This is a genomic window from Aeromicrobium sp. HA, from assembly GCF_027171405.1.
Lineage (GTDB): Bacteria > Actinomycetota > Actinomycetes > Propionibacteriales > Nocardioidaceae > Aeromicrobium > Aeromicrobium tamlense.
On record NZ_CP114372.1, the window covers coordinates 503,754 to 528,236 of the forward strand.

A 24,483-nucleotide genomic window follows, 5' to 3' on the forward strand; every position below is an offset into this window, starting at 1 on the left:
TCCACCCTCTCCCGGTCGTCGCGTGCGTCGAGGTCCCGCCTCACGTTATCGGCACCATGCTGCGTCACGGTGAACCCACGGCGACGAGCGGCGGACGGACGCCGCGATCACAGGACGGAGCGGACCACGGGAACCCGCCGCAGCACCAGCACGATGGCGAAGCTGGCGACGAGGGTGATCGCGAGGCGACCGAGCAGGGGACCCACGGCCTCGGCGGCGGGGAGGTCGCCGCCGATGCCCAGCTCGGGCAGCAGCCACACGAACGTCAGGTGGAGGCCGAAGACGCCGAGCGTGGCCGCCCCGAGCGTGGTGCCGAGACGGGCGCCGATGCCGCGGGCCAGCACGCGCAGCAGCCCGTCGGGCTGGATGAGCGCCTGCGCCACCAGGAACACGCCGATCGTGTAGAGGATCGTGCCCGCGCCGTAGTAGCTGACCGGGCTGATCGTCTGGAGCCACTGAGGCGCCTCGGGGTTGCGCCACTGCCAGCACCCGAGGGCGCCGAGCGCGAGGGTCACGGCCGAGACCGCCGCGAGCGCGAGCCCGCGGAGCCGCAGCCCGCGCAGGCCCCAGCCCAGGAGGTAGACCCCGAGGTAGCCGAACCACCAGGTCCAGGCCGTCTCGACGAGGACCACCGATGCCTCGCGCGGCTGGATCGTGGCGAGCGAGAGCGCGGGGATCGTGGCGAGCGCGGCACCGGCGACGAGCACGGCGCGGCGGCTCGAGGTGGAGACGAAGCCGATCACGAGCGGCGTGATCAGGGCGAGCCCGATGATGATCCAGAAGAAGTACAGCGCCGTGTAGAGCTCGCCGGTGACCGTCTGGAGCAGGGCGTCGCGCCACGGCAGCACCGTGCCGTCCTGGCGACTGACCAGCGCCCAGTACCAGAGGTGCCAGAAGACCAGGGCCGGGACGAGCCGGGCCGCGCGCTTGCGCAGGAAGACCGAGTGGCTGCCGTACCGGCGGGGGTCGAGCAGCACCGAGCCGCTGAGCATCACGAACAGCGGCACCGCGCACACGGCGCCGATGTCGAGCCAGATGGCCAGGGTCCCCACGGTCGTGGAGCGGGCGTCCTCGGCGGCGGCGTTGGGCGCCACCGAGTGGATCGTGACGACGCCGACGATGGCGATCGCGCGCAGCCAGGAGATCCACACCGTGGACTCGGTGGCCGTCGGTGTAGTCGCAGTCGTCACCCGAAGAACGTAACAACGCGACGCGGTGGCTGCGCGGCCGTCGCGGGCGGTGTGCACCCGGCCGTTAGGGTGGGCGTCGTGCGATCTGTAGGGGGAGGCGCGGCCGTCTCGCGCGCCGTCGTCCTCGGGTGGAGTGTCCCTCCGATCGACTCCTCCCTCTCCCGTCGCACCGCCGATCTGGTCGCGGCGCTCTCCGACGCCGGCTGCCTCGTCACCGTGATCACGGTCGACAGCCCCGCCGCCGTGCGCGACGACGGCCTCGACCCCGCACTCGCGCGCCGGATCCCCGACGACGTCCGCATCATCCGCATCGCGGACGACCACCCCGACGAGCTCCAGCGGATCGACCGCTGGTCGTACGAGCGAGCCCTCGACCCGGCCGGCTGGCGCGACGAGTGGCTGGCCCGCGCCGCCGCCCAGTTCGACGAGCCGGGCTTCGGCCACGTGCACGACCGCCTGCGCGAGGAGGCGCTGCGAGTCGCGGACACCGAGGGCGTCGACCTCGTCGTGGCCGTCGCGGCCCCGATGGTCACCGTCGCCGTCGCCGCCGACGTCAGCGCGCGTCACGGCGCGGACCTCGTGGTCGACCTCGCCCGCACGACCGGCGGCGACTTCGAGATCGGTGGCCAGCGTGTTCGCGACGCCCTTTCCCGCGCCACCGTGTGGTGCCCCGACGAGGGCACCCGGGCACGCCTGCGCGACGTCGACCCCACGGCCGCCGAGCGCGCGCTCGTCGTGCCCGACGGCTTCGGCACCGAGCCCGAGCCCGGCGCGGCGCTCCCGGCCCGCCGCGAGCACTGGCCGCTGCGTGTGGGCTGCTTCGTCGAGCCCGACGCCTGGAGCGCGTTCGTCGAGGTCGTCGAGGGCTGGATCGCCGCCCGCGCCGTCCACCCCGTCCTGACCGAGGCCATCCTCGCGGTGTTCGGCCGCCCTCCAGCCGCCGGCGTCGCCCCCTCGGTGCTCGCGCAGGCCGCCCCGGCCGGCGTCGTCGCGGAGGCCTCGCCGTCCGTGGACGACCTGCCCGAGGTGCACCGCGGACTCGACCTCGTGGTCGTCGTCTCACGCGGCGACCTGCCAGCGGGCCGCACCGCCGACCACCTCGCCGCGGGCGTCCCTGTGGTCTGGTGCACGGCGCAGCAGCCGGGCCCGGGCCACCCGTTCGAGGAGGCCAGCCAGGTGGTCCGCGCCGCCGACCTGACCCCGCAGGCCATCACCGACGCGATCCGCACGGCGCTGGCGCTCGACCCCGCCACGGTCGTGCCCACGTGGCGCGTCTCGGCCTGGCCGGCGGCCCTCGAGGACCTCGACGCGAAGGAGGACCGTCGATGACCCGCGTCCTCGCCGTCACGGCCCGCGCCCGCTACCCCGAGACGTGGCTGGACAACCTGCTGGAGAAGCTCGACCTCGGCGGCGATGTCGAGGTGCGCGTCCTCGCGGCCAAGCGCCCCAAGCCCGCCTTCGAGGCCGAGTTCGCGGTGATGCCGCCGCTGCCGAAGCCGCCGAAGGTCGAGCCCGCCCCGCGCAGCCTCGGCGCCCGCGTGTGGAGCCTCGTCACCGGCTCGCGTCCCACGCCCCCGTCGCCCCCCGAGCCCGCGCCCGCCCCGAAGCTGCGCGAGCGCCTCGCCACGTGGTGCCGCGAGGACGACCGTCCCGCCGAGCTGGCGCAGTGGGCCGACGTCGTCGTCGCGATGGACGACGCCGCCTGCCGCAGTGTGTGGGAGCTCGGCCGCCGCGTCGAGGGCACCGTGTTCGTCAACCGTGCCGCGCGCGTCCGCGAGGCGCTCGAGGCCGAGCGCGTCGACGTGCCCGCACCCACGCCACCCGCCGGACCCGACGCCGCCGACGCCACGATGCCACCGATCGCCGACGAGCCCGCCCGGCTCCTGATCGCCCCCGCGAACTACGCCGGACAGGCGCACGCCTGGGCCCGCGCCGTCGACGCGCACGTCCCGGGCGCCGCCGCGCAGAACTTCAAGGACCGCCGCCTCCTGCACCCGTACCCGGCCGACCTCACGGTCGACCGTCGCCGCTTCCAGGGCGACCTCGGCTGGCGCCGCGCCTGGCGCGAGCACGTCCTCGCCACCTACACGCACGTGATCGTCGAGGCCGGCCTGCCGGTGCTGGGCGAGTCCGTCATGCCGCTCGAGCACGTCGTCGCCGAGCTGCGCGACGCCGGCCTGCGCGTCGCGCTGCTCTCGCACGGCAGCGACGCCCGCATCCCGTCGGTGCACGCGGCGAACGAGCGCTGGGCCCAGTACGACGGCATGGACGCGGCCTGGGTGCGACAGCTGGAGCACTCCTCGCGGCGCAACGTCGAGGTCTACACGAGCGACCCCGGGCCGGTCTTCCTCTCCACGCCCGGCCTGCTGGAGTTCGTCCCGAACGGCACGTGGCTGCCGCTCGTGGTCGACGTCGACCGCTGGCACAGCGACGAGCCCGTCCTCGAGCGCGACCGGCCCGTCGTGGCGCACGCGCCCAGCAGCAAGCAGAAGGGGTCGCACCACATCGACCCCGTCCTGGCCGACCTCGACGCCCAGGGCCTCATCGAGTACCGCCGCGTCCAGGGCGTCCCGATCGAGGAGATGCCGCAGGTGTTCGGCACCGCCGACATCGTCATCGACCAGTTCGGCGCCGCCGACTACGGCGTCGCGGCGTGCGAGGCGCTCGCCGCGGGCCGCACCGTGGTCAGTCACGTGTCGCCCGGCGTGCGCGAGCACGTCCGCGCCGAGACGGGCCTCGAGGTGCCGATCCTGCAGGCCGACCCCGAGACCTTGCGCGACGTCGTCCTCGGGCTGCTCGCCGACCGCGAGGCGGGCCGCGCCGCCGCCCGCGACGGACGGGCCTTCGTCGAGGCCGTCCACGACGGCCGCCGCTCGGCCGAGGTGCTGGCGCGCTGGTTCGAGAACTCTGCCCCCACGGCGGTGCCGGAACATGGCCCGTCCCCACATACGAAGTAGGGTGTTACCCGTGTCTGAACAGCCTTTCATCCCGCCCGCCAAGCCCATCATCGACGAGGTCGACATCGAGGCCGCGGTGCGCGTGCTCCGCAGCGGCATGGTCGTGCAGGGTCCCGAGGTCAAGGCCTTCGAGGAGGAGTTCAGCGAGGTCGCCGGCTCCGAGCACGCCGTCGCCGTCAACTCCGGCACCTCGGCGCTCCAGCTGGCCCTGATGGCGCTGGGCATCGGCCCGGGCGACGAGGTCATCGTCCCGTCGTTCACGTTCGCCGCCTCCGGCAACGCGATCAGGCTCGTCGGCGCCGAGCCGGTGTTCGTCGACATCGACCTCGACTCCTTCTGCGTCGACCCCGAGGCCGTCCGCGCCGCGATCGGCCCGAAGACCGCCGGCATCATGCCGGTGCACCTGTACGGACACCCCGCCGCGATGACCACGATCATGGAGCTGGCCTCCACCCACGGCCTCGCGGTCGTCGAGGACGCGGCCCAGGCCCACGGCGCCGCGATCGACGGCAAGCCGGTCGGCGGCTTCGGCTCCGCCGCGGCGTTCAGCTTCTACCCGACCAAGAACATGCACTCGCTCGAGGGCGGCATGGTCACTACGAACGACGCCGAGGTCGCGCGCACGATCCGCCTGCTGCGCAACCAGGGCATGGAGCAGCGCTACGCCAACGAGATCGTCGGCGTGAACATGCGCCTCACCGACGTCGCCGCCGCGATCGGCCGCACGCAGCTCACCCGCCTGCACGAGTGGACCGAGCGACGCCGCGCGATCGCCGCCCGCTTCGACGCCGAGATCACCTCGGTCGTCGTGCCGCCGGTCGCCGAGGGCGCACGCCACGTCTACCACCAGTACACGGTGCGCGTGGAGAACGACCGCGACGGCTTCCAGAAGCGCCTCACCGACGCCGGCATCGGCAACGCCGTCTACTACCCGACGCCGGTGCACCGCCTGCGCCCGTACCTCGTCGGCGGCGCGCCCGACCCGCGCTGGGACCTGCCCGCCACCGAGAAGGCGGCCGCCGAGGTCGTCTCGATCCCGGTGCACCCGAGCCTGAGCGACGCCGACGTCGACCGCATCGTCGCGGCCGTCAACGAGGCCGGAGCCACCGCGTGAGCGCCCCGCTGCGCGCCGGCCTCATCGGTGCCGGCGCGATGGGTCGCAACCACGCGCGGATCCTCGGACAGCTCGACGGCGTCGACTTCGTCGCGATCAGCGACCCCGCCCTCGAGGCCGGCCTGTTCGGCGCCGACGTCGTGCCCGACGTCGAGTCGCTCATCGCGCTCGGCATCGACTACGCGGTCGTCGCCTGCCCCACGAGCCTGCACGAGGAGGTCGGCCTGGCGCTCGCGTCCGCCGGCATCCACGCGCTGATCGAGAAGCCGCTCGCCTCCACGGTCGAGGGCGCCGCCCGCCTCGAGAAGGCCTTCGGCGACGCCGGCCTGATCGGCGGTGTCGGCCACATCGAGCGCTACAACCCCTCGCTGCAGGCGCTGCGCGCCAAGCTGGAGGAGGGCGAGCTCGGCCAGATCTACCAGGTCGTCACCCGCCGCCAGGGCCCGTTCCCGCACCGCATCGCCGACGTGGGCGTCGTCAAGGACCTCGCCACGCACGACATCGACATCGCGTCGTTCGTCACCGGTGAGTCCTACCTCGACATCAGCGCGCGCACCGTCACCAAGAGCGGCCGCCCGCACGAGGACATGGTCGCCGCCGTCGGCACGCTGTCGGGTGACATCATCGTCAGCCACCTGGTGAACTGGCTCAGCCCGATGAAGGAGCGCTGCACCGTCATCACCGGCGAGCGCGGCGCCTACGTCGCCGACACGCTCACCGCCGACCTGACCTTCCACCGCAACGCCACCGTCGCGCTCGACTGGGACGCGCTGAGTGCGTTCCGCGGCGTCGCCGAGGGCGACGTCACGCGCTTCGCGATCCCCAAGCGCGAGCCGCTGCTGGTGGAGCACGAGACCTTCCGCGATGCCGTCCTCGGCCAGGACACCGACATCGTCACCCTCGCGCAGGGCCGCCGCACCGTCGAGGTGGCGCAGGCGATGATCGACTCCGCCGACGGAGGCGGTCAGCGGGTCGATCTGGCGTGAGCGACCAGCCGAACAAGGTCGTGATGCTCGTCGACAACGACGTGCGTCGCGACTCGCGGGTGCAGAAGCAGGCGCGTTCCATGGCCGATCGCGGCTGGGAGGTCACGCTCCTGGGCATCAACCGCACCGAGGACGTCATCCCGGCGTGGAAGGTGGGCGACGCCACGGTCGAGCTCGTCGACTACCGCCCCGAGCGGATCGAGCGCGCGCACCTCGCGCGGTCGCCGCGCTGGCGCGACCCGCTGGCCTACCGGACGGGCGCGCGGGCCAACCAGCTGTTCGGCTGGTGCGAGGCGCAGGCGCGCGTCCTGGAGGACCGCCGCCGCAGCGCGTCGGGCCCCGGGCGCGTCGTGCTGTCGGCGCGCATCGCCGCCAACCGGGCCCTCGCGTCCTGGCGTGGCTTCCGGCGTGAGCGCACGATCGAGGTGCGCCGCAAGCGCCACCGCATGCACGGCCTCGTCGACCGCCTGAGCACCGCCGCGTGGATGAAGGTCCTCGGCACGAAGTCCTGGAACCACCTCGACCCCAACATCGAGTCGTGGGACGAGGCCTTCGCGCCGGCGATCGACCGCCTGCAGCCCGACCTCATCCACGCCAACGACTTCCGCATGCTGTTCGTCGCCGCGCGCGCCACGTTCCGCGCCCGCGCCGCCGGCCGCGACGTGAAGCTCGTGTGGGACGCGCACGAGTTCATGCCGGGCGTCGAGCACGCCACGGCGCACCCGCGCTGGATCCCGTCGCTGCAGCAGCTCGAGGCCGAGCACGCGCAGTACGCCGACGCCGTGCTCACCGTCAGCGACCCGATCGCCGACCTGCTGCAGGAGCACCACGGCCTGCCCGAGCGCCCCACGATCGTGCTCAACACGCCGATCGTCCAGGACCCGCCGCCCGAGGCGCCCAGCGTCCGCGCCCGCTGCGGCCTGGCCGACGAGGTCCCGCTGATCGTCTACAGCGGCTACGTCGACCCCAACCGCGGCGTCAGCGTGGTCATCGAGTCCCTCGGCCACCTGCCCGACCTGCACGTCGCGCTCGTCGTCGGCCAGCCCGACTCGCCGGTCGTGCTCGGGCTCCAGGAGCGTGCCGCCGAGCTGGGCGCCGCCGAGCGGCTGCACATCCTGCCCTACGTGCCGGTCGAGCAGATCGTGCCGTACCTGTCGTCGGCCACGCTGGGCGTGCACTCGCTGATCCACATGATGAACCACGAGATCTCGCTCGCCACGAAGTTCTACGAGTACTCGCAGGCCCGCCTGCCGATCGTGGGCAGCGACGTGAGGTTCATGGCCGAGACGATCCGCCGCACGGGCCAGGGCGAGGTCTTCCGCGTCGGCGACGTCGACGACTTCGTCCGCGCCGTCCGTGCCGTGCTGGCCGACCGCGAGCGCTACGTTGCGGCCTACGACCAGCCCGGCCTGCTCGACGCGTGGACCTGGGAGCACCAGGCCGACGCGATGCACGAGGTCTACCGCGACCTGGTCGGCTTCGACCCCGCCGTGATCGGAGCCACCGCATGAGCGCCCTGCGCGTCGTCGTCCTGCGCGACACCGCCGCCGAGCCCCTCGGCGCCCATGTCACCGCCCTGCGCGACCTCGGGTTCGAGGTGCACGTGCTGGCCAAGGGCGACGCCCTCGAGGACGGGCCGCTGCTCGTCGAGGACGTCGCCGTCTCCACGGTGCCCGTGCCGAAGTGGCTCGGTGCCGGCCGTCACGGTGCGCGCTCGCCGCGCTGGACCAAGCCGCTGGGCTACCGCACCCTGCTGAAGGCCGGCGTCCGCCAGGCCGCGGCGCAGGCGCGCGTCAGCGAGTCCATGTTCCAGCGCGACGTCGCCTACGTGAAGAGTGGCAACACCAAGGTGCCCCTCGTCCCGCGCGCTCGCCTCTTCCTGGCGCGCGCCGAGCGCCGCTGGGTCGCCGAGCGCACCGAGGCCACCCGCGAGGCCTACAAGGTCCGCAAGGGCCGTCGCCGTCCCGTCGACCGCGCGGCCCGCCGCCTGTGGCGCACCACGTCGCGTCAGCACGCGTGGGCACGCCTCGACCCCGCGCTGCTCGATCCCGAGCTGCACCTCGGTCCCGCCCTCGACGAGCTCGCGCCCGACGTGATCCACGCCGAGGGCCCCGTGATGATGTCCGTCGCCGTGCGGGCCGCCGCCCGGATCGACCACCCGGTCCGCGTCGTGTGGGACCGCACCGGCGAGAAGAAGCCGAAGCGTCCGTGGGCCGCCCAGGCGCGCCCGCTGCTGGTCGCCGAGTACGGCCACCGCGCCGACGCCACGGTCAAGGCCCGCGACCCGCAGACCCTCGCCGCCGCCTACGGCGCGGCCCCGACCCCCACCCTCGAAGGAACCCCATGAACATCACCGTCGTCGGACTGGGCAAGATCGGCCTCCCGCTGGCCGTCCAGTTCGCCTCGAAGGGCCAGAAGGTGTTCGGCGCCGACGTCAGCCCCACCGTCGTCGAGACGGTGAACGCCGGCACCGAGCCCTTCCCCGGCGAGGCCCACCTCGCCGAGAAGCTGGCCGAGGTCGTCGGCTCCGGCCACCTCGTCGCCACCACCGACACCGCCGACGCCGTCTCGCAGTCGGAGTTCGTCGTCATCGTCGTGCCGCTGTTCGTCGGCGCCGACGGCACGCCCGACTTCGGCTGGATGGACTCGGCCACGCAGGACATCGCGCGCGGCCTCAAACCCGGCACCACCGTCATCTACGAGACGACCCTCCCGGTCGGCACCACCCGCACCCGCTGGGCGCCGATGCTGCAGGAGGGCTCGGGCCTGACCGCCGGCCAGGACTTCCACCTCGTCTTCAGCCCCGAGCGCGTGCTCACCGGTCGCGTCTTCGCCGACCTGCGCAAGTACCCCAAGCTGGTCGGCGGACTCGACGAGGCCGCCACCGCCAAGGCCGTCGAGTTCTACGAGACCGTGCTGGACTTCGACGAGCGCCAGGACCTGCCCCGCCCGAACGGCGTCTGGGACATGGGCACCGCCGAGGCCGCCGAGCTGGCGAAGCTCGCCGAGACCACGTACCGCGACGTCAACATCGGCCTGGCCAACCAGTTCGCCCGCTTCTCCGACCAGCACGGCATCGACGTGCTCAAGGTCATCGAGGCCTGCAACAGTCAGCCGTTCAGCCACATCCACCTGCCGGGCATCGCCGTCGGCGGCCACTGCATCCCGGTCTATCCGCGGCTGTACCTGTGGAACGACCCCGACGCCACCGTCGTGCGCTCGGCCCGCGAGGCCAACGCCGCGATGCCCGCCTACGCGGTCGACCTGCTGGCGGCCGCCGCGGGCGACCTCACCGGCAAGCGCGTCCTGGTGCTCGGCGCCTCCTACCGCGGCGGTGTGAAGGAGACGGCGTTCTCCGGCGTCTTCGGCACGGTCGACGAGCTGCGCGCCCGCGGCGCCGAGGTCCACGTCAGCGACCCGATGTACAAGCCCGAGGAGCTCGAGGCGCTCAAGCTGCCCGCGTACGACGGCGAGCCCGTCGCCGCGATCGTCGTCCAGGCCGACCACGCGGAGTACCGCGAGCTCGCGGCCTCGGACTTCCCGGGGGTCGAGGTCATCGTCGACGGCCGCCGCGTCACCGATCCCGAGCGCTGGACCGGTGTCCGCCGCGTCGTCATCGGCGGCTGACGTGAAGGTCCTCAGCATCGTCGGGGCCCGCCCGCAGTTCGTGAAGCTGGCGCCCATCGACCACGCGTTCCGCGCGGCCGGCGTCGAGCACGTCATCGTGCACACCGGCCAGCACTACGACGAGCGGATGTCGGGCGAGTTCTTCCGCGAGCTCGACATCGCCGAGCCCGACGTGAACCTCGAGATCGGCTCGGCCGGCCACGGCGCCCAGACCGGCGCGATGCTCGCGCGGATGGACGACGTCATCCTCGAGCACCGTCCCGACTGGGTCCTGGTCTACGGCGACACGAACTCCACGCTGGCCGGAGCGGTCAGCGCCGCGAAGCTGCAGGTCCCGCTCGCGCACCTCGAGGCCGGGCTGCGGTCGTTCAACCGCGCGATGCCCGAGGAGCACAACCGCGTTCTGACCGATCACGCCGCCGACCTGCTGCTGGCGCCCACCGAGCAGGCCATGGCGCACCTCGCCACCGAGGGTCTCGCCGAGCGCTCCGTGCTCGTCGGCGACGTCATGACCGACGTGCTGACGGGCATCAAGCGCCGGATCGACTCCGGCGAGCTCGAGATCCCCGACCTCGGCGTCACGCCGGGGGAGTACCACGTCTCCACGATCCACCGGGCCGAGAACACCGACGACCCCGAGCGCCTGCGCGCGATCGTCGAGGGCCTGCAGGGCCTGGAGCGTCCGGTCGTGCTGTTGGCGCACCCGCGCCTCGTGCAGCGCTGCGCCGACTTCGGCATCGTGCTCGAGCAGGGCTCGGTGCGCGTGCACGAGCCGCTGCCGTACGGACGCCTCGTGGCCGCTGCGGCGGGCGCGCACTCGGTGATCACCGACTCGGGAGGCCTGCAGAAGGAGGCCTTCCTGCTGCGGGTCCCGTGCGTCACCGTGCGCACCGAGACCGAGTGGGTCGAGACGGTGGAGCTGGGCTGGAACGTGCTGGCGTCCGACCCGCGCACGATCGCGTGGGCCCTGGCCAGCCTCGACCCGCAGCCCACGGACGCCACGCCCTACGGCGACGGCCGCGCCGCCCAGCGCGTCGTGGAGGCCCTCAGCCGCTGAGCGGGGTGGGCCTTCAGGCCAGCGCGAGCCGCCCGTCGGTCTCGCGGTAGGTCTCGCCGGTCTCGGGGCACGTGAAGGTGCCGTCGCCCTGGTCGTCGAGCGGGCGCCCGGCGCGGCCGACCCACGCGATGCGTCGCGCCGGCACGCCGACCACGAGCGCGTGCGGGGGCACGTCCTTCGTCACGACGGCACCCGCGGCCACGAGCGCCCAGGCGCCGATCCGCACCGGGGCGACGCAGACGGCACGCGCGCCGATCGAGGCGCCCTCGTCGATCGTGACGCCCACGGGCGTCCAGTCGGCGCCGGACTTGAGCGAGCCGTCGGGGGCGACCGCGCGCGGGAACTCGTCGTTGGTCAGCACGGCGGCGGGGCCGATGAAGACGCCGTCGGCGACCTGCGCGGGCTCGTAGACGAGCGCGTGGTTCTGGATCTTGACCCGGTCGCCGATCTGCACGCCCGAGCCGATGTAGGCACCGCGGCCGACGATGCACTGCTCGCCGAGCGTGGCGTTCTCGCGCACCTGGGCGAGCTCCCACACGGTGGTGCCGGACCCCAGCGTGGCGCGGTCGTCGACTTGGGCGGTGGGCTTCACGGTGGCGCTCATGGCGCCACGCTATCGCTCCGGGCAGACGCCGTCGTGCTTGACTTGGCTCCGGCCGTTCGGCCCCGGGAGACACGACCGAGAAGAGGCGGAGGCGACCAGGTGGCACCACGGATTCCCGCAGCCCTGAGGGCGCGACTGGCCCGCGTCAAGCGTGCCGTCACCCGCGGCGACGACGCGGCCCCGCCGATCGTCGACGCGGTCCGGGTCGCGGTGGACGCCGACGGTCGGGTCACTCTCGCAGGCACCGCCCGGGACGGGATGGTCGTCGACGCCGTGACGCTGCAGGTCCGCGGCGGGGGCGCGAAGGTCAAGGTCCCCGCGAGCGGCCGCGCCGAGTTCGCGGTCACGGCCGACGTGCCCGACCGCGCGCCCACCAGCTCCCACTCGATCGACGTCCAGCTGCACCTGAAGAGCGCCGCGGGCAAGAAGGTCACCCGCCGGCTCACGGCGGGCCCGGGCGACCGGTCCGCGATCGTCTCCGAGATCGGTGAGACCCGCGAGCGCCCGGTCTGGTGGTACGCCACCCGCGACGGCTACCTGTCGATCCGCGTGGGCGTGCAGCGCATCCCGAAGATCCTCACGAAGGTCACCGCGGTGCGCGGCTCGGCCCATGGCTTCGCGTTCGAGGCCGACCTGATCACGATGCACGCGGACGGTCGGAACGCCGAGCTCGAGGTCACGGTCCGTGCCACCGAGTTCGCCCACCGGCTGCCGCTGCAGGTCGGCGCGGGCACCCGCGATCCGCTGAGCCGTGAGATCACGCACCCGATCGCGGGCGCCATCGACGTCACTGCCCTCGTGGCCGCCGGGATGCCCGCGAACGAGCAGTCGGTCGACATCGCCGTGGTCGTGGACGGCAACGACGGCACGCCCCTGCGTCGAGGCCTCGCGGTCCCGGGCGACCTGCGGGGCTTCCGCCGGCTCAAGCCCCTCACCGGCTCGGACGAGGGTTTCACTCAGGTCCTCGTGCCGTTCCTGACCTTCAAGTCCAAGAACCTGTCGTTCGCCCGCGAGCTCTTCACGCGCGACGCCCACCGCTACCTCACGCGCCTGCGCCGGCTCGGCCCGCTGTGGACCGTGATCCGCGCGTTCTCCTCGGTGTGGGTCGTGGGGGAGACCCCGTACAAGGCGCAGGACGCCGGGTTCCACCTCTTCCGCTGGATCCGCGAGCACCACCCCGGCCGCCGTACGTACTACGTCATCACCGAGGACAGCCCCGAGCGCGCGAACGTCGACCCGCTCGGGAACGTCGTGACGGTGCGCTCGCGCGAGCACATCCGCGCGTGCTTCCTGGCGCGACGCTTCGTCACGACGCACAACGCGAGCTTCGTGCTGGCCACGTCCGACCGCCGCGCGGTCCGGTGGATGCGCGGCAACCGGGTGTTCCTCCAGCACGGCGTCCTCGGCACGAAGAACATGGCCGAGACGTACGGCCGCCTCAGCCCGGCGTTCCACACCGACTTCGTCCACGTCAGCTCCCCGCGCGAGCGCGAGCTGATGATCAACGACCTGCGGTACCGGCCGCAGCAGGTGCGCGTCACGGGCCTGAGCCGCTTCGACCGCCTCCTCGAGCCCACGGAGCAGCCGCCGCGCGGCATCCTCGTGATCCCCACGTGGCGCGACTGGCTGAGTCGCCCGGCCGCGTTCGAGGAGAGCGAGTTCCTGGAGCGCTGGCGCGCCTTCCTGACCTCCGAGCCGATCCGGCAGGCGATCGCCGAGGGCCTGCCGGTCACGGTGATCCTGCATCCGAACATGCGCTTCTTCGGCGATGCGCTCGCCGTCGAGGGCGCCACCGTCCTGCGCCAGGGCGACGTGGACGTGCAGACCCTGCTGCGCAGCCACGCGGCGATGGTCACCGACTACTCCTCGGTGGGCTTCGACTTCAGCTTCCAGGGCCGCCCGGTCTTCTACCACCAGTTCGACCGGCAGCGCTTCCTCGGCAAGAGGCCGTCCCACCTCGACCTCGACCTCGACCTGCCGGGCGACGTCTTCCGCGAGGTCGAGCCGCTCGCCGAGGCCGTGGTCGCCTCGTGGCGCGTCGGCTTCCCGCAGGACGCCGAGCACGCCCGCCGCAGCGCGCTGTTCCTCGAGCCCGCCACGGGTTCCTACAGCGAGCAGGTCTTCGAGTCCGTCCGCACCGCGCGCTCCGCGTGGGTGCCGCTGTGGCGTCTGCGCGACTCGTCGTACGGCCGCCGCACGTACCGCGCGTTCCGCAAGGGCCGACTCTTCCAGCCGTCGATGAAGGCGATCGCGGCCGTGGGCCGGATGCTGCCACGCCGCGACCTCGTGGTCCTCGAGAGCGACACCGGCCGGGCCGTCGCCGACAGCCCGCGCGCCATCTACGAGGAGCTGGTCCGTCGCGGTGCCCCGTTCCGCTACGTGTGGAGCACCCGCAGCACCTTCCGTCCGCTCGACGTCACGACGCGCAAGGTCGAGCCGGGCTCGCCCGCGTTCCACTGGCACCTGTCCCGCGCCCGGTACTGGGTCAACAACCAGAACTTCGGCCCGGTCGTGAAGCCGGCGAAGGGCACCACCTACCTCCAGACGTGGCACGGCACCCCGCTCAAGCGGATGCAGTACGACGCGGTCTCCACCACGGGCCGCGCCCCGGGCTACCTCGAGCGCGTCTCGGCCAAGACCGCCACGTGGTCGATGCTGCTGTCGCCGAGCCCGTACGCGACGGAGGCGTTCCGCTCGGCGTTCCGTTACGAGGGCCGCGTCCTCGAGGCCGGGTACCCGCGCAACGACGTGCTGGCCCGCGACGCGAAGGAGGTCGGCGAGGTCACCCGCCGCCGTCTCGGCCTGCGTCCCGAGGACCGTGTCGTGCTCTACGCGCCCACGTTCCGCGACGACGTCAAGCAGGGCAAGCAGTTCGTGTGGGACGGCGCGCTCGAGTGGGAGCCGCTCGTCGAGGGCCTCGACGAGGACACCGTGATCCTGGTGCGTCGCCACAGCGTCGTGCGAGGCTCGCTGAAGATCCCGCCGGAGCTCGCGCACCGGGTGCTCAACGTCTCGAGCTACCCCGACATGCAGGACCTGCTGTGCGTCGCCGACGTGCTCGTCACGGACTACTCGTCGGTGATGTTCGACTACGCGATCCTCGACCGGCCGATCGTGTTGTTCTGCTACGACCTCGCGCACTACCGCGACGACCTGCGCGGCTTCTACCTCGACTTCGAGGCCGAGGCGCCGGGACCGATCGTGGCCACGCAGGAGGAGCTGCGCGCGGCGCTGCTCGAGGCCGAGGGCCACGGCGACGCCTACGCGACCCGTCGCCACGAGTTCCGTCAGCGGTTCGCCCCGCTCGACGACGGTCACGCCGCCGAGCGCGTCGTGGACGAGGTCTTCGGCTCCTAGGCGGCCGAGCGGATCGCCTTCCGGGCCGCCTCGTCGACCTCGGGCGCCAGCTCGCGCGAGAACGTCGCCGTCAGGTGGCCGTGGTCGAAGTACGCGATCTGGTCGCCCACGACGAACCGGCAGGTCTCGTCGTCGCACAGGCGGTCGGTGACGTCGAGGACCGAGACCAGGCCCGAGTCGTCGGCGCGCCCGGCGGCGGCCAGCGGATCGGGCTCCACGGCCTCGTCGCGCGGGCGCTCGCACACGGCGGGGTCGTCGGCGTTGAGCGCCACGCAGTCGGGCACGCTGCCCGCCGCGGCCGGGGTGTCGCGGATGACCAGCACCGGGATGCCCTCGTCGGTCAGCGTGTCGAGGGTGTCGGCGTACGCGGCCTGGGCGACACGGTCGGCCTCGGGCTGCTCGAGGCCCGCCAGCGGCAGTGTGCGGGTGCGGTTGGAGATCACGACGAGGCTCGGGTCGGAGTCGATGATCCGCTGCAGGCTCTCGGCGTTCCAGGCGCGGCAGTTGCGTGTGGACTTCGGGTTCGGGAACGCGATGTCGAGGTCGACGGTGTAGCACTGCGACGCGAGGTAGGTGTCGAGCGCCCACCCGCGCTCGGTGGCTACCTCGTCCAGCGCGGGCTGCCAGTGCCCGGCGTGCGAGTTGCCGATCAGCGCGACCCGCTGGTCGGAGTCCTCGTCGCCGTAGTGGCAGACCGGGTGCGTCGTGAACGGGGCGCTGGCCCAGCAGTCGTCGGGGTAGACGGCGGGCTGGTCGGCCTTCGCCTCGACCGGCGTCATCGCCAGGCCGCTGTCCTCGGTGCCGTCCGGCGCCGCCGTCAGTGCCCACGCGGCGCCGCACGTGAGCGCCGTGGAGGCCGCGAGCATCGCGAACGTGGCGCGCTTGCGGGCGACGAGATACGGGTGGAACCGCAGCGGACGCTCGATGAAGTGGACGGTGAGGCCCGACAGGACGATCGTCAGGACCAGGACGACCGCATCGGTGCGCAGCGTCTTGTCGACGCCGAGCGCGAGGGGCGTGATCACCACGAGCGGCCAGTGCCACAGGTAGATCGGGTACGACCAGTCGCCCACGAGCTGGATCGAGCGGGCCTCCCACGGGCCTCGCGTGTCCACTGCCGCGAGCAGGACGAGCGCGGCGCCGACGGTGGGGACGAGGGCGGCCGAGCCCGGGAACGCGGTGGCGCGGTCGAACCAGAAGACGGCGTACGTGATCATCGCGAGGCCGACGAGCGCCACGGGTCCGCGCCAGCGGGGGAGGGTGACACCGCGGTGCACCGCGATCGCCACGAGCGCGCCCAGCAGCAGCTCCCAGACGCGGGCCGGGGTGACGAAGTAGGCGGCGCCGGGATCGATGTCGGTCAGCCGGATGCTCCACGCCAGCGAGGCCGCGAACACGGCGACCGTGACGAGCGGCAGCCACGCGCGACGGAACGCCAGGACGGCGGCGATCAGGATCGGCCAGAAGAGGTAGAACTGCTCCTCGATGCTCAGCGACCAGTAGTGCTGGACGGGCGTCGGCGCGTTCTCGGCGGCGAGGTAGTCGGTGGCCGAGTCGGCCAGCACCCAGTTCTGCACGTAGAGCGCCGAGCCGACGACCTGACGGCCGATGTCGGCGAACTGTGTGGCGGGCAGCCACAGCCGCGACGCGACGACGGTGGCCACGAGGACGACCGCGGCGGCCGGGATGAGGCGGCGCACACGGCGGGCCCAGAAGTCGGCGAGTCCGGCGATCGACGTGGGCGGCCGCTGCGCGAGGTGCAGCGTGATCAGGTAGCCCGAGATGACGAAGAAGACGTCGACGCCGACGTAGCCGCCCGAGACCCGGCCGGGCCACAGGTGGAACGCGACCACCACGGTGACGGCCAGCGCGCGCAGGGCCTGGATGTCGGTGCGCACCGCGGGCGCCTTTCTCCGGTGACCGCGTGACCGCGGGGCGACGCCGGCGGTGGCGGTTCGGAGATTCTCGGGCACGATGACCGATTCTAGGCGCCTCCGCCACGACACCGTGCACCGCGAACGCGAGGGCCGTCAGGGCCCGGCCTAGGCTGCTGCGGTGCCCAGGCTGCTCACCGACATCCGACCGCTGCGCGCATCGGCGGCGTACCGGCGGCTCTGGATCGGGCAGGCCGTGTCGGGCTTCGGCCAGCAGATGTCGGTCGTCGCGATCGCGTGGGAGGTCTGGACCCTCACCGAGTCGTCCTTCTCCGTCGGACTGGTGGGCCTCGCGGGCCTGCTGCCGCTGATCGCTGGTGGCCTCTACGGCGGCGCGCTGGTCGACGCGTTCGATCGACGCACGGTCGCGCTGGCCTCGGCGATGGGGCTGTGGCTGTCGGCCATCGCGCTGGTCGTCCACAGCGTCGCCGACGTCGAGTCCGTCGCCTTCCTCTACGGCGTCGTCGCCGTGCAGGCGCTGTTCTTCGCGGTGAACAACCCGGCCCGCGCGGCGATGCTGCCGCAGCTGCTGCCGGGGCACCTGCTGCCCGCCGCCAACGCCCTGGGCATGGCGGCCACCAACCTGTCCTTCACGGTCGGCCCGCTGCTCGGCGGCGCCCTGATCGCGTGGCGCGGGGTCGAGGCGGCGTACGTCGTCGACGTGCTGCTCTACGTCGCGGCGCTCTACTCGGTGCTGCGCCTGCCCCCGCTGCCGCCGGCCACGCCGATGCCGGTGCCCGGCCTGAAGTCGGTGGTCGACGGCCTGCGCTTCCTGCGCACCGCCCCGAACATCGCGATGTCGTTCGTGGTCGACCTGTGCGCGATGGTCTTCGCCCAGCCGCGCGCGCTGTTCCCGGCCCTCGCGGCCACGGTCTACGCGACCTCGAGCGGCAGCGACGCGGGCGCCTCGTCACTGGGTCTGCTGCAAGCGTCGCCCGCGATCGGCTCGCTGATCGCGTTCGTGGTCTCGGGCTGGGTCAGCCGGGTCCACCGCCACGGCATCGCGATCGTGGTGGCGATCGTGGTCTACGGGGCGAGCGTGGCCGCGGCGGGCTTCTCGGCGATCGGCGTGCCGGGCCTGCTGTGGCTCGCGGTGTCGTTCCTCGCGCTGTCGGGCGCAGCCGACATGATCAGCGCCGCGTACCGCTCCACGATCCTGCAGACCGCGGCTCCTGACGAGATGCGCGGACGGATGCAGGGCCTGTTCATCGTGGTGGTCGCGGGCGGGCCGCGCCTGGGCGACTTCGTCATCGGGTCGGTCGCCGAGGTCGTCGGCGAGCCGTGGGCGATGGTCCTCGGCGGCGCCCTGTGCATCACCGGCGTCCTGGTCTCGGTCGCCCTGCGCCGCCGCTTCCTCGCCTACGACGGCCGCCATCCCACGCCCTGACCCTTGCGAGGGCGGTGAGCTGTCAACCCTTCCCCGCGGGGCCCGGTGAGTGGTCAACCGCATGAGGTCCCCATGAGGTTGATGACGCACCGCCCGCACGGGGGAAGGGTTGAGGACTCACCGCTCCCCGAGGGTCAGCGGCCGAAGGTGGCGACGTCGATCTCGATCCAGACCTGCTCGGAGCGGCCGACGAGCTCGCCGTCCGGCGTGTACAGCGCCGTGCTGGTGAAGAACTTGCGGCCGTCGCGCTGCGCCAGCTGGCCGATCGCGTGGTAGGTCTCGCCGACGACGGGAGCCGAGTAGACCTCGGCGGTCATCGTGCCCAGCACCATCGGCTGCACCGAGAAGTCGGCCGCCCACCCGCCGGGGCAGTCGAGCGCGGCCCACGCGACCGGCACGCCCACCGTGCCGTCGTCCTCGCCGAACGCCTCGTGCACGTGCCACGGCGCGGCGGTGAGGTCGTCGCCGACCGGCCCGGTGAAGATGCGCAGGCCGTCGCCCTCGCCGCGGCCCGTGCCGCACGTGAAGCACTGGTCGAACGGGTGCGTGGTGAAGCCGGGGTAGCCGTCGTAGCCGGCCTGCACCGTCTTCGCGTCGAGGAACGGCGGGGGCTCGCGGGTGAACGAGCCGGGTGCCGACGTGCCCACGAGCGCGCCGCCGTGGGTCATCAGGCGGGTCTCGTCGGCGTCGTGCTCCCACGCCAGCGGGGTGTCGAGCGGCGGCGGCATCCGCAGCCTCGACGTGACCGGGCCGGTGTGGCCCTGCTCGAGACGGGCCTGCGCGACCAGGCCGGACACCCAGCCACCGTTGCCGGAGTCGGGCGGACCGTTGAACTGGCGGGGGATGGTGACCATGACCCGACGCTATCCTCCGAGCGCGTCGTGGCGGCGGAGGGCCTCCAGCCGCTCCTGCGCGTGGTCCACGAGCGGGGGCGGGTAGTCGGCCGGCGGCTCCTCGAGGGTCCACGGCTCGTGCACGCCGCGTCCCTCGACCCCGCGCAGCTCGGGGACCCAGCGCCGGATGTAGGCGCCGTCGGGGTCGAAGCGCTTGCCCTGACCCACGGGGTTGAAGACGCGGAAGTAGGGGGCGGCGTCGGTGCCGCAGCCGGCCACCCATTGCCAGCCGTGCTGGTTGTTGGCGAGGTCGGCGTCGACGAGCCGCTCGCGGAACCAGCGCGCGCCGTGGGTCCACTCGAGGTGCAGGTCCTTGACCAGGAAGCTGGCCACGGCCATCCGCACCCGGTTGTGCATCCACCCCTGCGCGAGCATCTGCCGCATCCCGGCGTCGATGAACGGGAAGCCGGTCCGGCCCTCCTTCCACGCCTCGAAGTCGCCGGCAGGCTCGTCGTACTGCATGCGCTCGTAGTCGCGGTGGTAGTAGCCGAACGCCGAGTGCGGCCACTCGTGCAGCACGTCGGCGTAGAACTCGCGGAACGCCAGCTGCCGCTCGTAGGCGCGCGCCCCGGCGGAGGAGCGCTCGGCGAGGTCGGCCAGCAGGGTGCGCGGGTGGATCGTGCCCCACTTGAGGTGCACCGACATGCGCGACGTGGAGTCGAGGTCGGGACGGTCGCGCTCGCCGTCGTAGTCGTCCACGTGGTCGTCGAGCCAGCGCCGCCAGTGCGCGCGGGCCGCCTGCTCGCCGACGGGCGGCAGGTCCACATCGGTCTCGGTGACCTCGGGCAGCGCCGCCGACCTCCCGGGCCGCAGCCACGGCACCGCGTGGGAGCGGACCGCCGTGACGGGCGGGTGCGAGCCCTGTGCCTGCCACGACCGGAAGAACGGCGTGAAGACCTTGTAGGAGGTCCCGTCGCCCTTGCGCACCGTGCCGGGCGCGACGGCGTAGGACGAGTCGGCGTCCACCAGCGGGACGTCGCCCAGTGCGTCGGCCACCCGTCGGTCCCGGCGCATCGCGTAGGGCGTGTGCCCGCCCGTGACGTGCACGCTGCTCGCGCTCGCCTGCTCGACCACGCGCGGCACCTCCACCTCGGGCCGCCCGCGCACCACGTGCAGGCCGCCGATGCGCTCATCGAAGTCGGCCAGCAGTCGCGCCAGGTAGGCGGATCGGACGGGCATGTTCGACGGGTCGAAGTGGTCGTCGAGGACGAACAGCGGGACGACGCCGTCGGGTCCGGAATCGATCGCCGAGCGGAGGGCGCCGTGGTCGGCCAGGCGCAGGTCGGCACGGAACCACATCACGGAGACGGTCACGACCGCATCGTCCCCCGCGCGCGGCGGCTCCGCACCCGGGCCGACAGGCCGATCACGCCGGGGGCCCGGGTTCGACGCACCGGCCCGAGCATGGGACCCCCCATGGAACAATGGCCAGCGTGAGCGAGCTCATCGACACCACCGAGATGTACCTGAGGACCATCTTCGAGCTGGAGGAGGAGGGGATCATCCCGCTGCGCGCGCGCATCGCCGAGCGCCTCCACCAGAGTGGCCCGACTGTCAGCCAGACGGTGGCGCGCATGGAGCGCGACGGACTGCTGACGGTCGAGGGCGACCGCCACCTCGAGCTGTCCGAGCGTGGACGCTCGCTGGCCACCCGCGTGATGCGCAAGCACCGCCTGGCCGAGCGCCTGCTCACCGACGTCATCGGACTGGAGATCGAGTACGTCCACGAGGAGGCGTGCCGCTGGGAGCACGTCATGTCCGAGCAGGTCGAGCGTCGTCTCGTCGCGCTGCTGGGCCACCCCACCGAGTCGCCCTACGGCAACCCGATCCCGGGTCTGGGCGAGCTGGGCGAGGTCGTGCGTCCCCCCGAGTTCCTCGACGGCGTCGAGTCGCTGCTCACCGCGGCGGTCGGCAGCGAGCCGGTGCGCGTCGTCGTGCGACGCATCGCCGAGGAGCTGCAGAAGGACACCGAGGTCATGTCGGTGCTGCGTCGCGTGGGCGCCCTGCCCGGCAACGACGTGCTCGCCTCGCGTGGTCACGACGGCCTCGTCGTGGCGCGGCAGTCCGAGACGGCCGAGATCGACGCCGACGCCGCCGCCCACATCTTCGTCTCGCGCTGAGGCCCCGCCGATGCCTCAGCCTGCGTCGACCCGCCCGGGGGGTTGGTCCGGGGCTGGCAGGATGACTCCATGAGCTTCGGTGCCCGCGTGCGTGGCTGGTTCAACCGCACGGGATCCGAGGCGCTGGGCTGGACGCTGGTCGTGCTCGGCGTGTTCATGCTGGTGCTGCCCGGCCCGGGCCTGCTGGGCATGTTCGCCGGCATCGCGCTGCTGGCGCGCCACTACACGTGGGCCGACCGGCTCGTGGACCCGCTCGAGGAGAAGGCCGTCGAGGCCGCCAAGTACGGCGTCGCCACGATCCCGCGCATCATCGTCAGCGTCCTGGGCATCATCTGGGTCGCCGCCGTCGGCGTGGTCTGGTTCATCTCGCCGACCATCCCCGAGTTCGAGATCCTCGGCGTGGGCTTCGGTCCCCAACTGCCGGCCGCGGGCTGGGTCGGCGCCACCGGCATCTGGTTCTCCGACCTCATCGCGATCGTGCTGCTGGTCTACAGCATCCGTCGCTGGCGCTGACCCGACTACGGTGGGCTCATGAGCGCCATCGATCCCGCCTCCGTCGAGCTCGGCCTCGACACCTTCGGCGACGTCAGCCTCGACGCGAGCGGCCGGCTCGAGCACCACGCCGTCGTGCTGCGCCACGTCGTCGACCAGGCCGTGCTGGCCGACCAGGTGGGGCTGGCCTTCATCGGCCTGGGCGAGCACCACCGCGACGACTTCGCCATCACCGCGCCCGACGTCGTGCTGGCGGCGATCGCGTCGCGCACCGAGCGGATCCGGCTCGGCTCGGCCGTCACGGTGCTCAGCTCGGACGACCCGATCCGCGTCTTCGAGCGCTTCTCCACCCTCGACGCCCTGTCGAGCGGCCGCGCCGAGGTCATCCTCGGGCGGGGCTCCTTCACCGAGTCGTTCCCGCTGTTCGGCTTCGCGCTCGAGGACTACGAGCGGCTCTTCGCCGAGAAGCTCGACCTGTTCGCGCAGATCCTCACCGAGGAGCCGGTCACGTGGTCGGGCTCGATCCGCCCGCCGCTGACCGACCAGCGCATCTACCCGCCCACCGAGTCGGGCCGGCTCAAGGTCTGGATCGGCGTCGGCGGCACGCCCCAGTCGGTCGTCCGCGCGGCGCACTACCGCCTGCCGCTCATGCTCGCGATCATCGGGGGGCCGCCCGCGCAGTTCGTGCCGTTCGCGAACTACTACCGCGAGCTGCTCGCGGCCGACGGCGTCGAGCCGCTTCCCGTCGGCATGCACTCGCCGGGCTACGTCGCCGAGACCGACGAGCAGGCGCGCGACGAGCTCTTCGGGCACTTCCAGGCCCAGCGCGACCGCATCGGCCGCGAGCGCGGCTGGCCGCCCACCACCCGCATCCAGTTCGAGCGCGACGCCAGTCCCGAGGGCGCGCTCTACGTCGGCTCGCCGCAGACGGTGGCCCGCAAGATCGCCACCAACCTCCAGGCGCTCGGCGTCAGCCGCTTCGACCTCAAGTACGCCAACGGCGCCATGCCGCACGACCAGCTGATGCGCTGCATCGAGCTCTACGGCACGCAGGTCGCGCCGCTCGTGCGCGACATGCTCGCCTGACCCGGCGCCGCCCGCCTACGCTGACCTGATGGACTCGATCCTCGTCGCCGTCCTGGTGGTGACCGCCATCGTCTCGGCGTCGGTGCTCGCGCCACGCATCGGCACGGCCGCGCCGCTGGTGCTGCTGGCCATCGGGCTCGTCGTCAGCCTGCTGCCGTTCACGCCCGAGTTCGAGGTCGATCCCGAGCTCATCCTCGCGGGCCTGCTGCCGCCGCTGCTGTACTCCGCGGCGGTCAACATGCCGACGATGGACTTCCGGCGGGACTTCCGCACGATCAGTGGGCTGTCGGTGCTGCTCGTGATCGTCAGCTCGCTGGTCCTCGGCGGCGTGTTCATGCTGGTGATCCCCGGCCTGGACTTCGCGCTGGCCGTGGCGCTCGGCGCGATCGTCAGCCCCACCGACGCCGTGGCCACGTCGATCGCGAAGCGGCTCGGGGTGCCGTCGCGCGTCGTCACCGTGCTCGAGGGCGAGAGTCTGCTCAACGACGCCACCGCGCTCGTGCTGCTGCGCTCCGCCGTGGCGGCGACGGCCGCGAGCGTGAGCCTCGCGGGCATCCTCGTCGACTTCGTGTGGGCGGTCGTCGGCGCCGTCTCGATCGGCTGGATCGTGGGCGCCGTCGTGCTGCGCATCCGCGCCCGCATCGAGGACGCCGCGCTCACCACGGCGATCTCGTTCACGGTGCCGTTCGTGGCCTTCCTGCCCGCCGAGCACCTGGGCGCCTCGGGGCTGGTCGCCGCCGTCACGGCGGGCCTCGTCATGGGCCACGGCCAGGCGCGGCACCTCGGCCCGAAGCAGCGCCTCTCCGACCGTCAGAACTGGCGCACGATCGAGCTCCTCCTCGAGGGCCTGGTGTTCCTCGTGATGGGCCTCGAGGTCTCGGCGCTCGTGCAGGACGTCGAGGAGACCACCGAGGGCGGTGTCCTCAAGGCGATGGTGCTGGCCGCGGTCGCGCTCGCCGTGGCGCTGGCGATCCGTGCCGTCTACACGCTCGCGATCGTCGTGATGGAGCGGCGACGCTACCGACGCTCGCCCCAGCTGCGCGAGGCGCTCGACGAGTGGTCGACGAAGGTCGAGGGCAGCGAGCACCCGCGGGCGGAGCGCATCCGACGCAGGCTGCGACGGTTCTCCGCGGACATCGACTTCTACGACGCGTCGCGGTTCGGCCGCCGCGAGGGATTCATCCTGGTCTGGGCGGGCATGCGCGGCGCGGTCACGCTCGCCGCGGCGCAGACCCTGCCCACCGACACCGAGAACCGCTCGCTGCTCGTGCTCGTCGCGTTCTTCGTCGCACTGACGTCGCTGGTCGTGCAGGGCGGCACGCTCGCCTGGTTCGTCCGCCGGCTCGGCCTCGCCGGGCAGGAGGAGGGCGTCGACGACGAGTGGCAGCGAGTCAACGCTCGCATGATGGCGGCGGCGGGCGACGTGCTCGACGACGTCGAGCTCCCGGCCGGGCTCGGCGACGTCCGTGGCCGGGTCACGCAGGCGATGCAGGACGAGTCGTTCGATCCCGCCGTGATGTACGACGTGCGCCTCGAGATCATCGAGCGCCAGCGTCAGGTGCTGCTCCAGGAGCGCGCCGAGGGCACCTACAGCAGCGAGGTCCTCACCCGGATGCTGGCGCAGCTCGATGCCGACCAGATCGGCATCGAGCTGCGACGCTCGGGCGATTCGGCCTGAG

The 24,483-nt window shown here is 72.8% G+C and carries 19 protein-coding genes; 14 read left to right on the forward strand and 5 right to left on the reverse strand.

Going from position 1 to position 24,483, the window contains the following annotated elements; translation table 11 throughout:
- Window positions 1-107: 107 nt before the first annotated feature.
- A complete protein-coding gene (locus O3S82_RS02470; RefSeq protein ID WP_269305264.1) occupies window positions 108-1,190 on the reverse strand; it encodes an acyltransferase in 1,083 nt (360 codons plus the stop codon).
- A gap of 78 nt (window positions 1,191-1,268) precedes the next feature.
- Between O3S82_RS02470 and O3S82_RS02475 the strand changes: the two genes are divergently transcribed.
- The 8 genes from O3S82_RS02475 to wecB are packed head-to-tail and all read left to right on the forward strand — an operon-like array spanning window position 1,269 to window position 10,931.
- A complete protein-coding gene (locus O3S82_RS02475) occupies window positions 1,269-2,519 on the forward strand; it encodes a hypothetical protein (protein WP_269305266.1) in 1,251 nt (416 codons plus the stop codon).
- Window positions 2,516-4,147, forward strand: coding sequence for a hypothetical protein (locus tag O3S82_RS02480; RefSeq protein ID WP_269305268.1), 1,632 nt, complete (start codon window positions 2,516-2,518; stop codon window positions 4,145-4,147). The genes O3S82_RS02475 and O3S82_RS02480 overlap by 4 nt, the downstream gene beginning before the upstream one ends.
- Window positions 4,148-4,157: 10 nt before the next feature.
- Window positions 4,158-5,261 (forward strand): DegT/DnrJ/EryC1/StrS family aminotransferase, encoded by a 1,104-nt coding sequence (locus O3S82_RS02485; protein ID WP_269305270.1) that lies wholly within the window; start codon window positions 4,158-4,160, stop codon window positions 5,259-5,261.
- A complete protein-coding gene (locus tag O3S82_RS02490) occupies window positions 5,258-6,247 on the forward strand; it encodes a Gfo/Idh/MocA family protein (protein ID WP_269305271.1) in 990 nt (329 codons plus the stop codon). Before O3S82_RS02485 ends, O3S82_RS02490 begins: the two co-directional genes overlap by 4 nt.
- Window positions 6,244-7,758 carry a glycosyltransferase family 4 protein gene (locus O3S82_RS02495; protein WP_269305272.1) on the forward strand — a complete coding sequence of 505 codons (1,515 nt, stop codon included), beginning with the start codon at window positions 6,244-6,246 and terminating at the stop codon, window positions 7,756-7,758. Before O3S82_RS02490 ends, O3S82_RS02495 begins: the two co-directional genes overlap by 4 nt.
- A complete protein-coding gene (locus O3S82_RS02500) occupies window positions 7,755-8,594 on the forward strand; it encodes a hypothetical protein (protein WP_269305273.1) in 840 nt (279 codons plus the stop codon). The genes O3S82_RS02495 and O3S82_RS02500 overlap by 4 nt, the downstream gene beginning before the upstream one ends.
- On the forward strand, window positions 8,591-9,874 hold the full coding sequence (locus tag O3S82_RS02505) for a nucleotide sugar dehydrogenase (protein ID WP_269305275.1): 1,284 nt from the start codon (window positions 8,591-8,593) through the stop codon (window positions 9,872-9,874). Before O3S82_RS02500 ends, O3S82_RS02505 begins: the two co-directional genes overlap by 4 nt.
- A 1-nt stretch (window position 9,875) precedes the next feature.
- Window positions 9,876-10,931 (forward strand): non-hydrolyzing UDP-N-acetylglucosamine 2-epimerase, encoded by a 1,056-nt coding sequence (gene wecB, locus O3S82_RS02510; protein ID WP_179426413.1) that lies wholly within the window; start codon window positions 9,876-9,878, stop codon window positions 10,929-10,931.
- Window positions 10,932-10,944: 13 nt separating this feature from the next.
- On the opposite strand, the gene O3S82_RS02515 is transcribed toward wecB, so the two are convergent.
- Entirely contained in the window at window positions 10,945-11,535 is a 591-nt protein-coding gene (locus tag O3S82_RS02515; protein WP_179426411.1) for an acyltransferase, read from the reverse strand.
- 99 nt (window positions 11,536-11,634) lie between these two features.
- Here O3S82_RS02515 and O3S82_RS02520 point away from each other — a divergent pair, with 99 nt between their 5' ends.
- Window positions 11,635-14,892, forward strand: a complete 3,258-nt coding sequence (locus tag O3S82_RS02520; RefSeq protein ID WP_269305279.1) for a CDP-glycerol glycerophosphotransferase family protein — start codon at window positions 11,635-11,637, stop codon at window positions 14,890-14,892.
- Here O3S82_RS02520 and O3S82_RS02525 read toward each other — a convergent pair.
- Window positions 14,889-16,790, reverse strand: a complete 1,902-nt coding sequence (locus O3S82_RS02525) for an acyltransferase family protein (protein WP_269305281.1) — start codon at window positions 16,788-16,790, stop codon at window positions 14,889-14,891. The genes O3S82_RS02520 and O3S82_RS02525 overlap by 4 nt on opposite strands.
- A gap of 157 nt (window positions 16,791-16,947) precedes the next feature.
- On the opposite strand from O3S82_RS02525, the gene O3S82_RS02530 reads away from it, so the two are divergent.
- Window positions 16,948-18,213 (forward strand): MFS transporter, encoded by a 1,266-nt coding sequence (locus O3S82_RS02530; RefSeq protein ID WP_218845896.1) that lies wholly within the window; start codon window positions 16,948-16,950, stop codon window positions 18,211-18,213.
- A gap of 134 nt (window positions 18,214-18,347) precedes the next feature.
- Here the strand turns inward: O3S82_RS02530 and O3S82_RS02535 are convergent, their stop codons facing one another.
- Together O3S82_RS02535 and O3S82_RS02540 are read right to left on the reverse strand one after the other, a co-directional pair.
- The gene (locus O3S82_RS02535; RefSeq protein ID WP_269305283.1) at window positions 18,348-19,067 is read right to left on the reverse strand and encodes a hypothetical protein; all 720 of its coding nucleotides are present in this window, start codon (window positions 19,065-19,067) and stop codon (window positions 18,348-18,350) included.
- 9 nt (window positions 19,068-19,076) lie between these two features.
- Window positions 19,077-20,420, reverse strand: coding sequence for a cryptochrome/photolyase family protein (locus O3S82_RS02540; protein ID WP_269305285.1), 1,344 nt, complete (start codon window positions 20,418-20,420; stop codon window positions 19,077-19,079).
- A gap of 119 nt (window positions 20,421-20,539) precedes the next feature.
- Between O3S82_RS02540 and O3S82_RS02545 the strand changes: the two genes are divergently transcribed.
- The 4 genes from O3S82_RS02545 to O3S82_RS02560 all read left to right on the forward strand — a co-directional run bounded on the left by O3S82_RS02545 (window position 20,540) and on the right by O3S82_RS02560 (window position 24,482).
- Complete coding sequence (locus O3S82_RS02545) at window positions 20,540-21,226, forward strand: metal-dependent transcriptional regulator (protein ID WP_179426403.1); 687 nt, start codon at window positions 20,540-20,542, stop codon at window positions 21,224-21,226.
- A gap of 69 nt (window positions 21,227-21,295) precedes the next feature.
- Window positions 21,296-21,739: a PGPGW domain-containing protein gene (locus O3S82_RS02550; protein ID WP_179426402.1), complete on the forward strand. Its 444-nt coding sequence runs from the start codon at window positions 21,296-21,298 to the stop codon at window positions 21,737-21,739.
- A gap of 18 nt (window positions 21,740-21,757) precedes the next feature.
- Complete coding sequence (locus tag O3S82_RS02555; RefSeq protein ID WP_269305287.1) at window positions 21,758-22,804, forward strand: LLM class flavin-dependent oxidoreductase; 1,047 nt, start codon at window positions 21,758-21,760, stop codon at window positions 22,802-22,804.
- A 28-nt stretch (window positions 22,805-22,832) separates the two neighbouring features.
- A complete protein-coding gene (locus O3S82_RS02560; RefSeq protein WP_269305290.1) occupies window positions 22,833-24,482 on the forward strand; it encodes a cation:proton antiporter in 1,650 nt (549 codons plus the stop codon).
- Window position 24,483 lies beyond the last annotated feature (1 nt).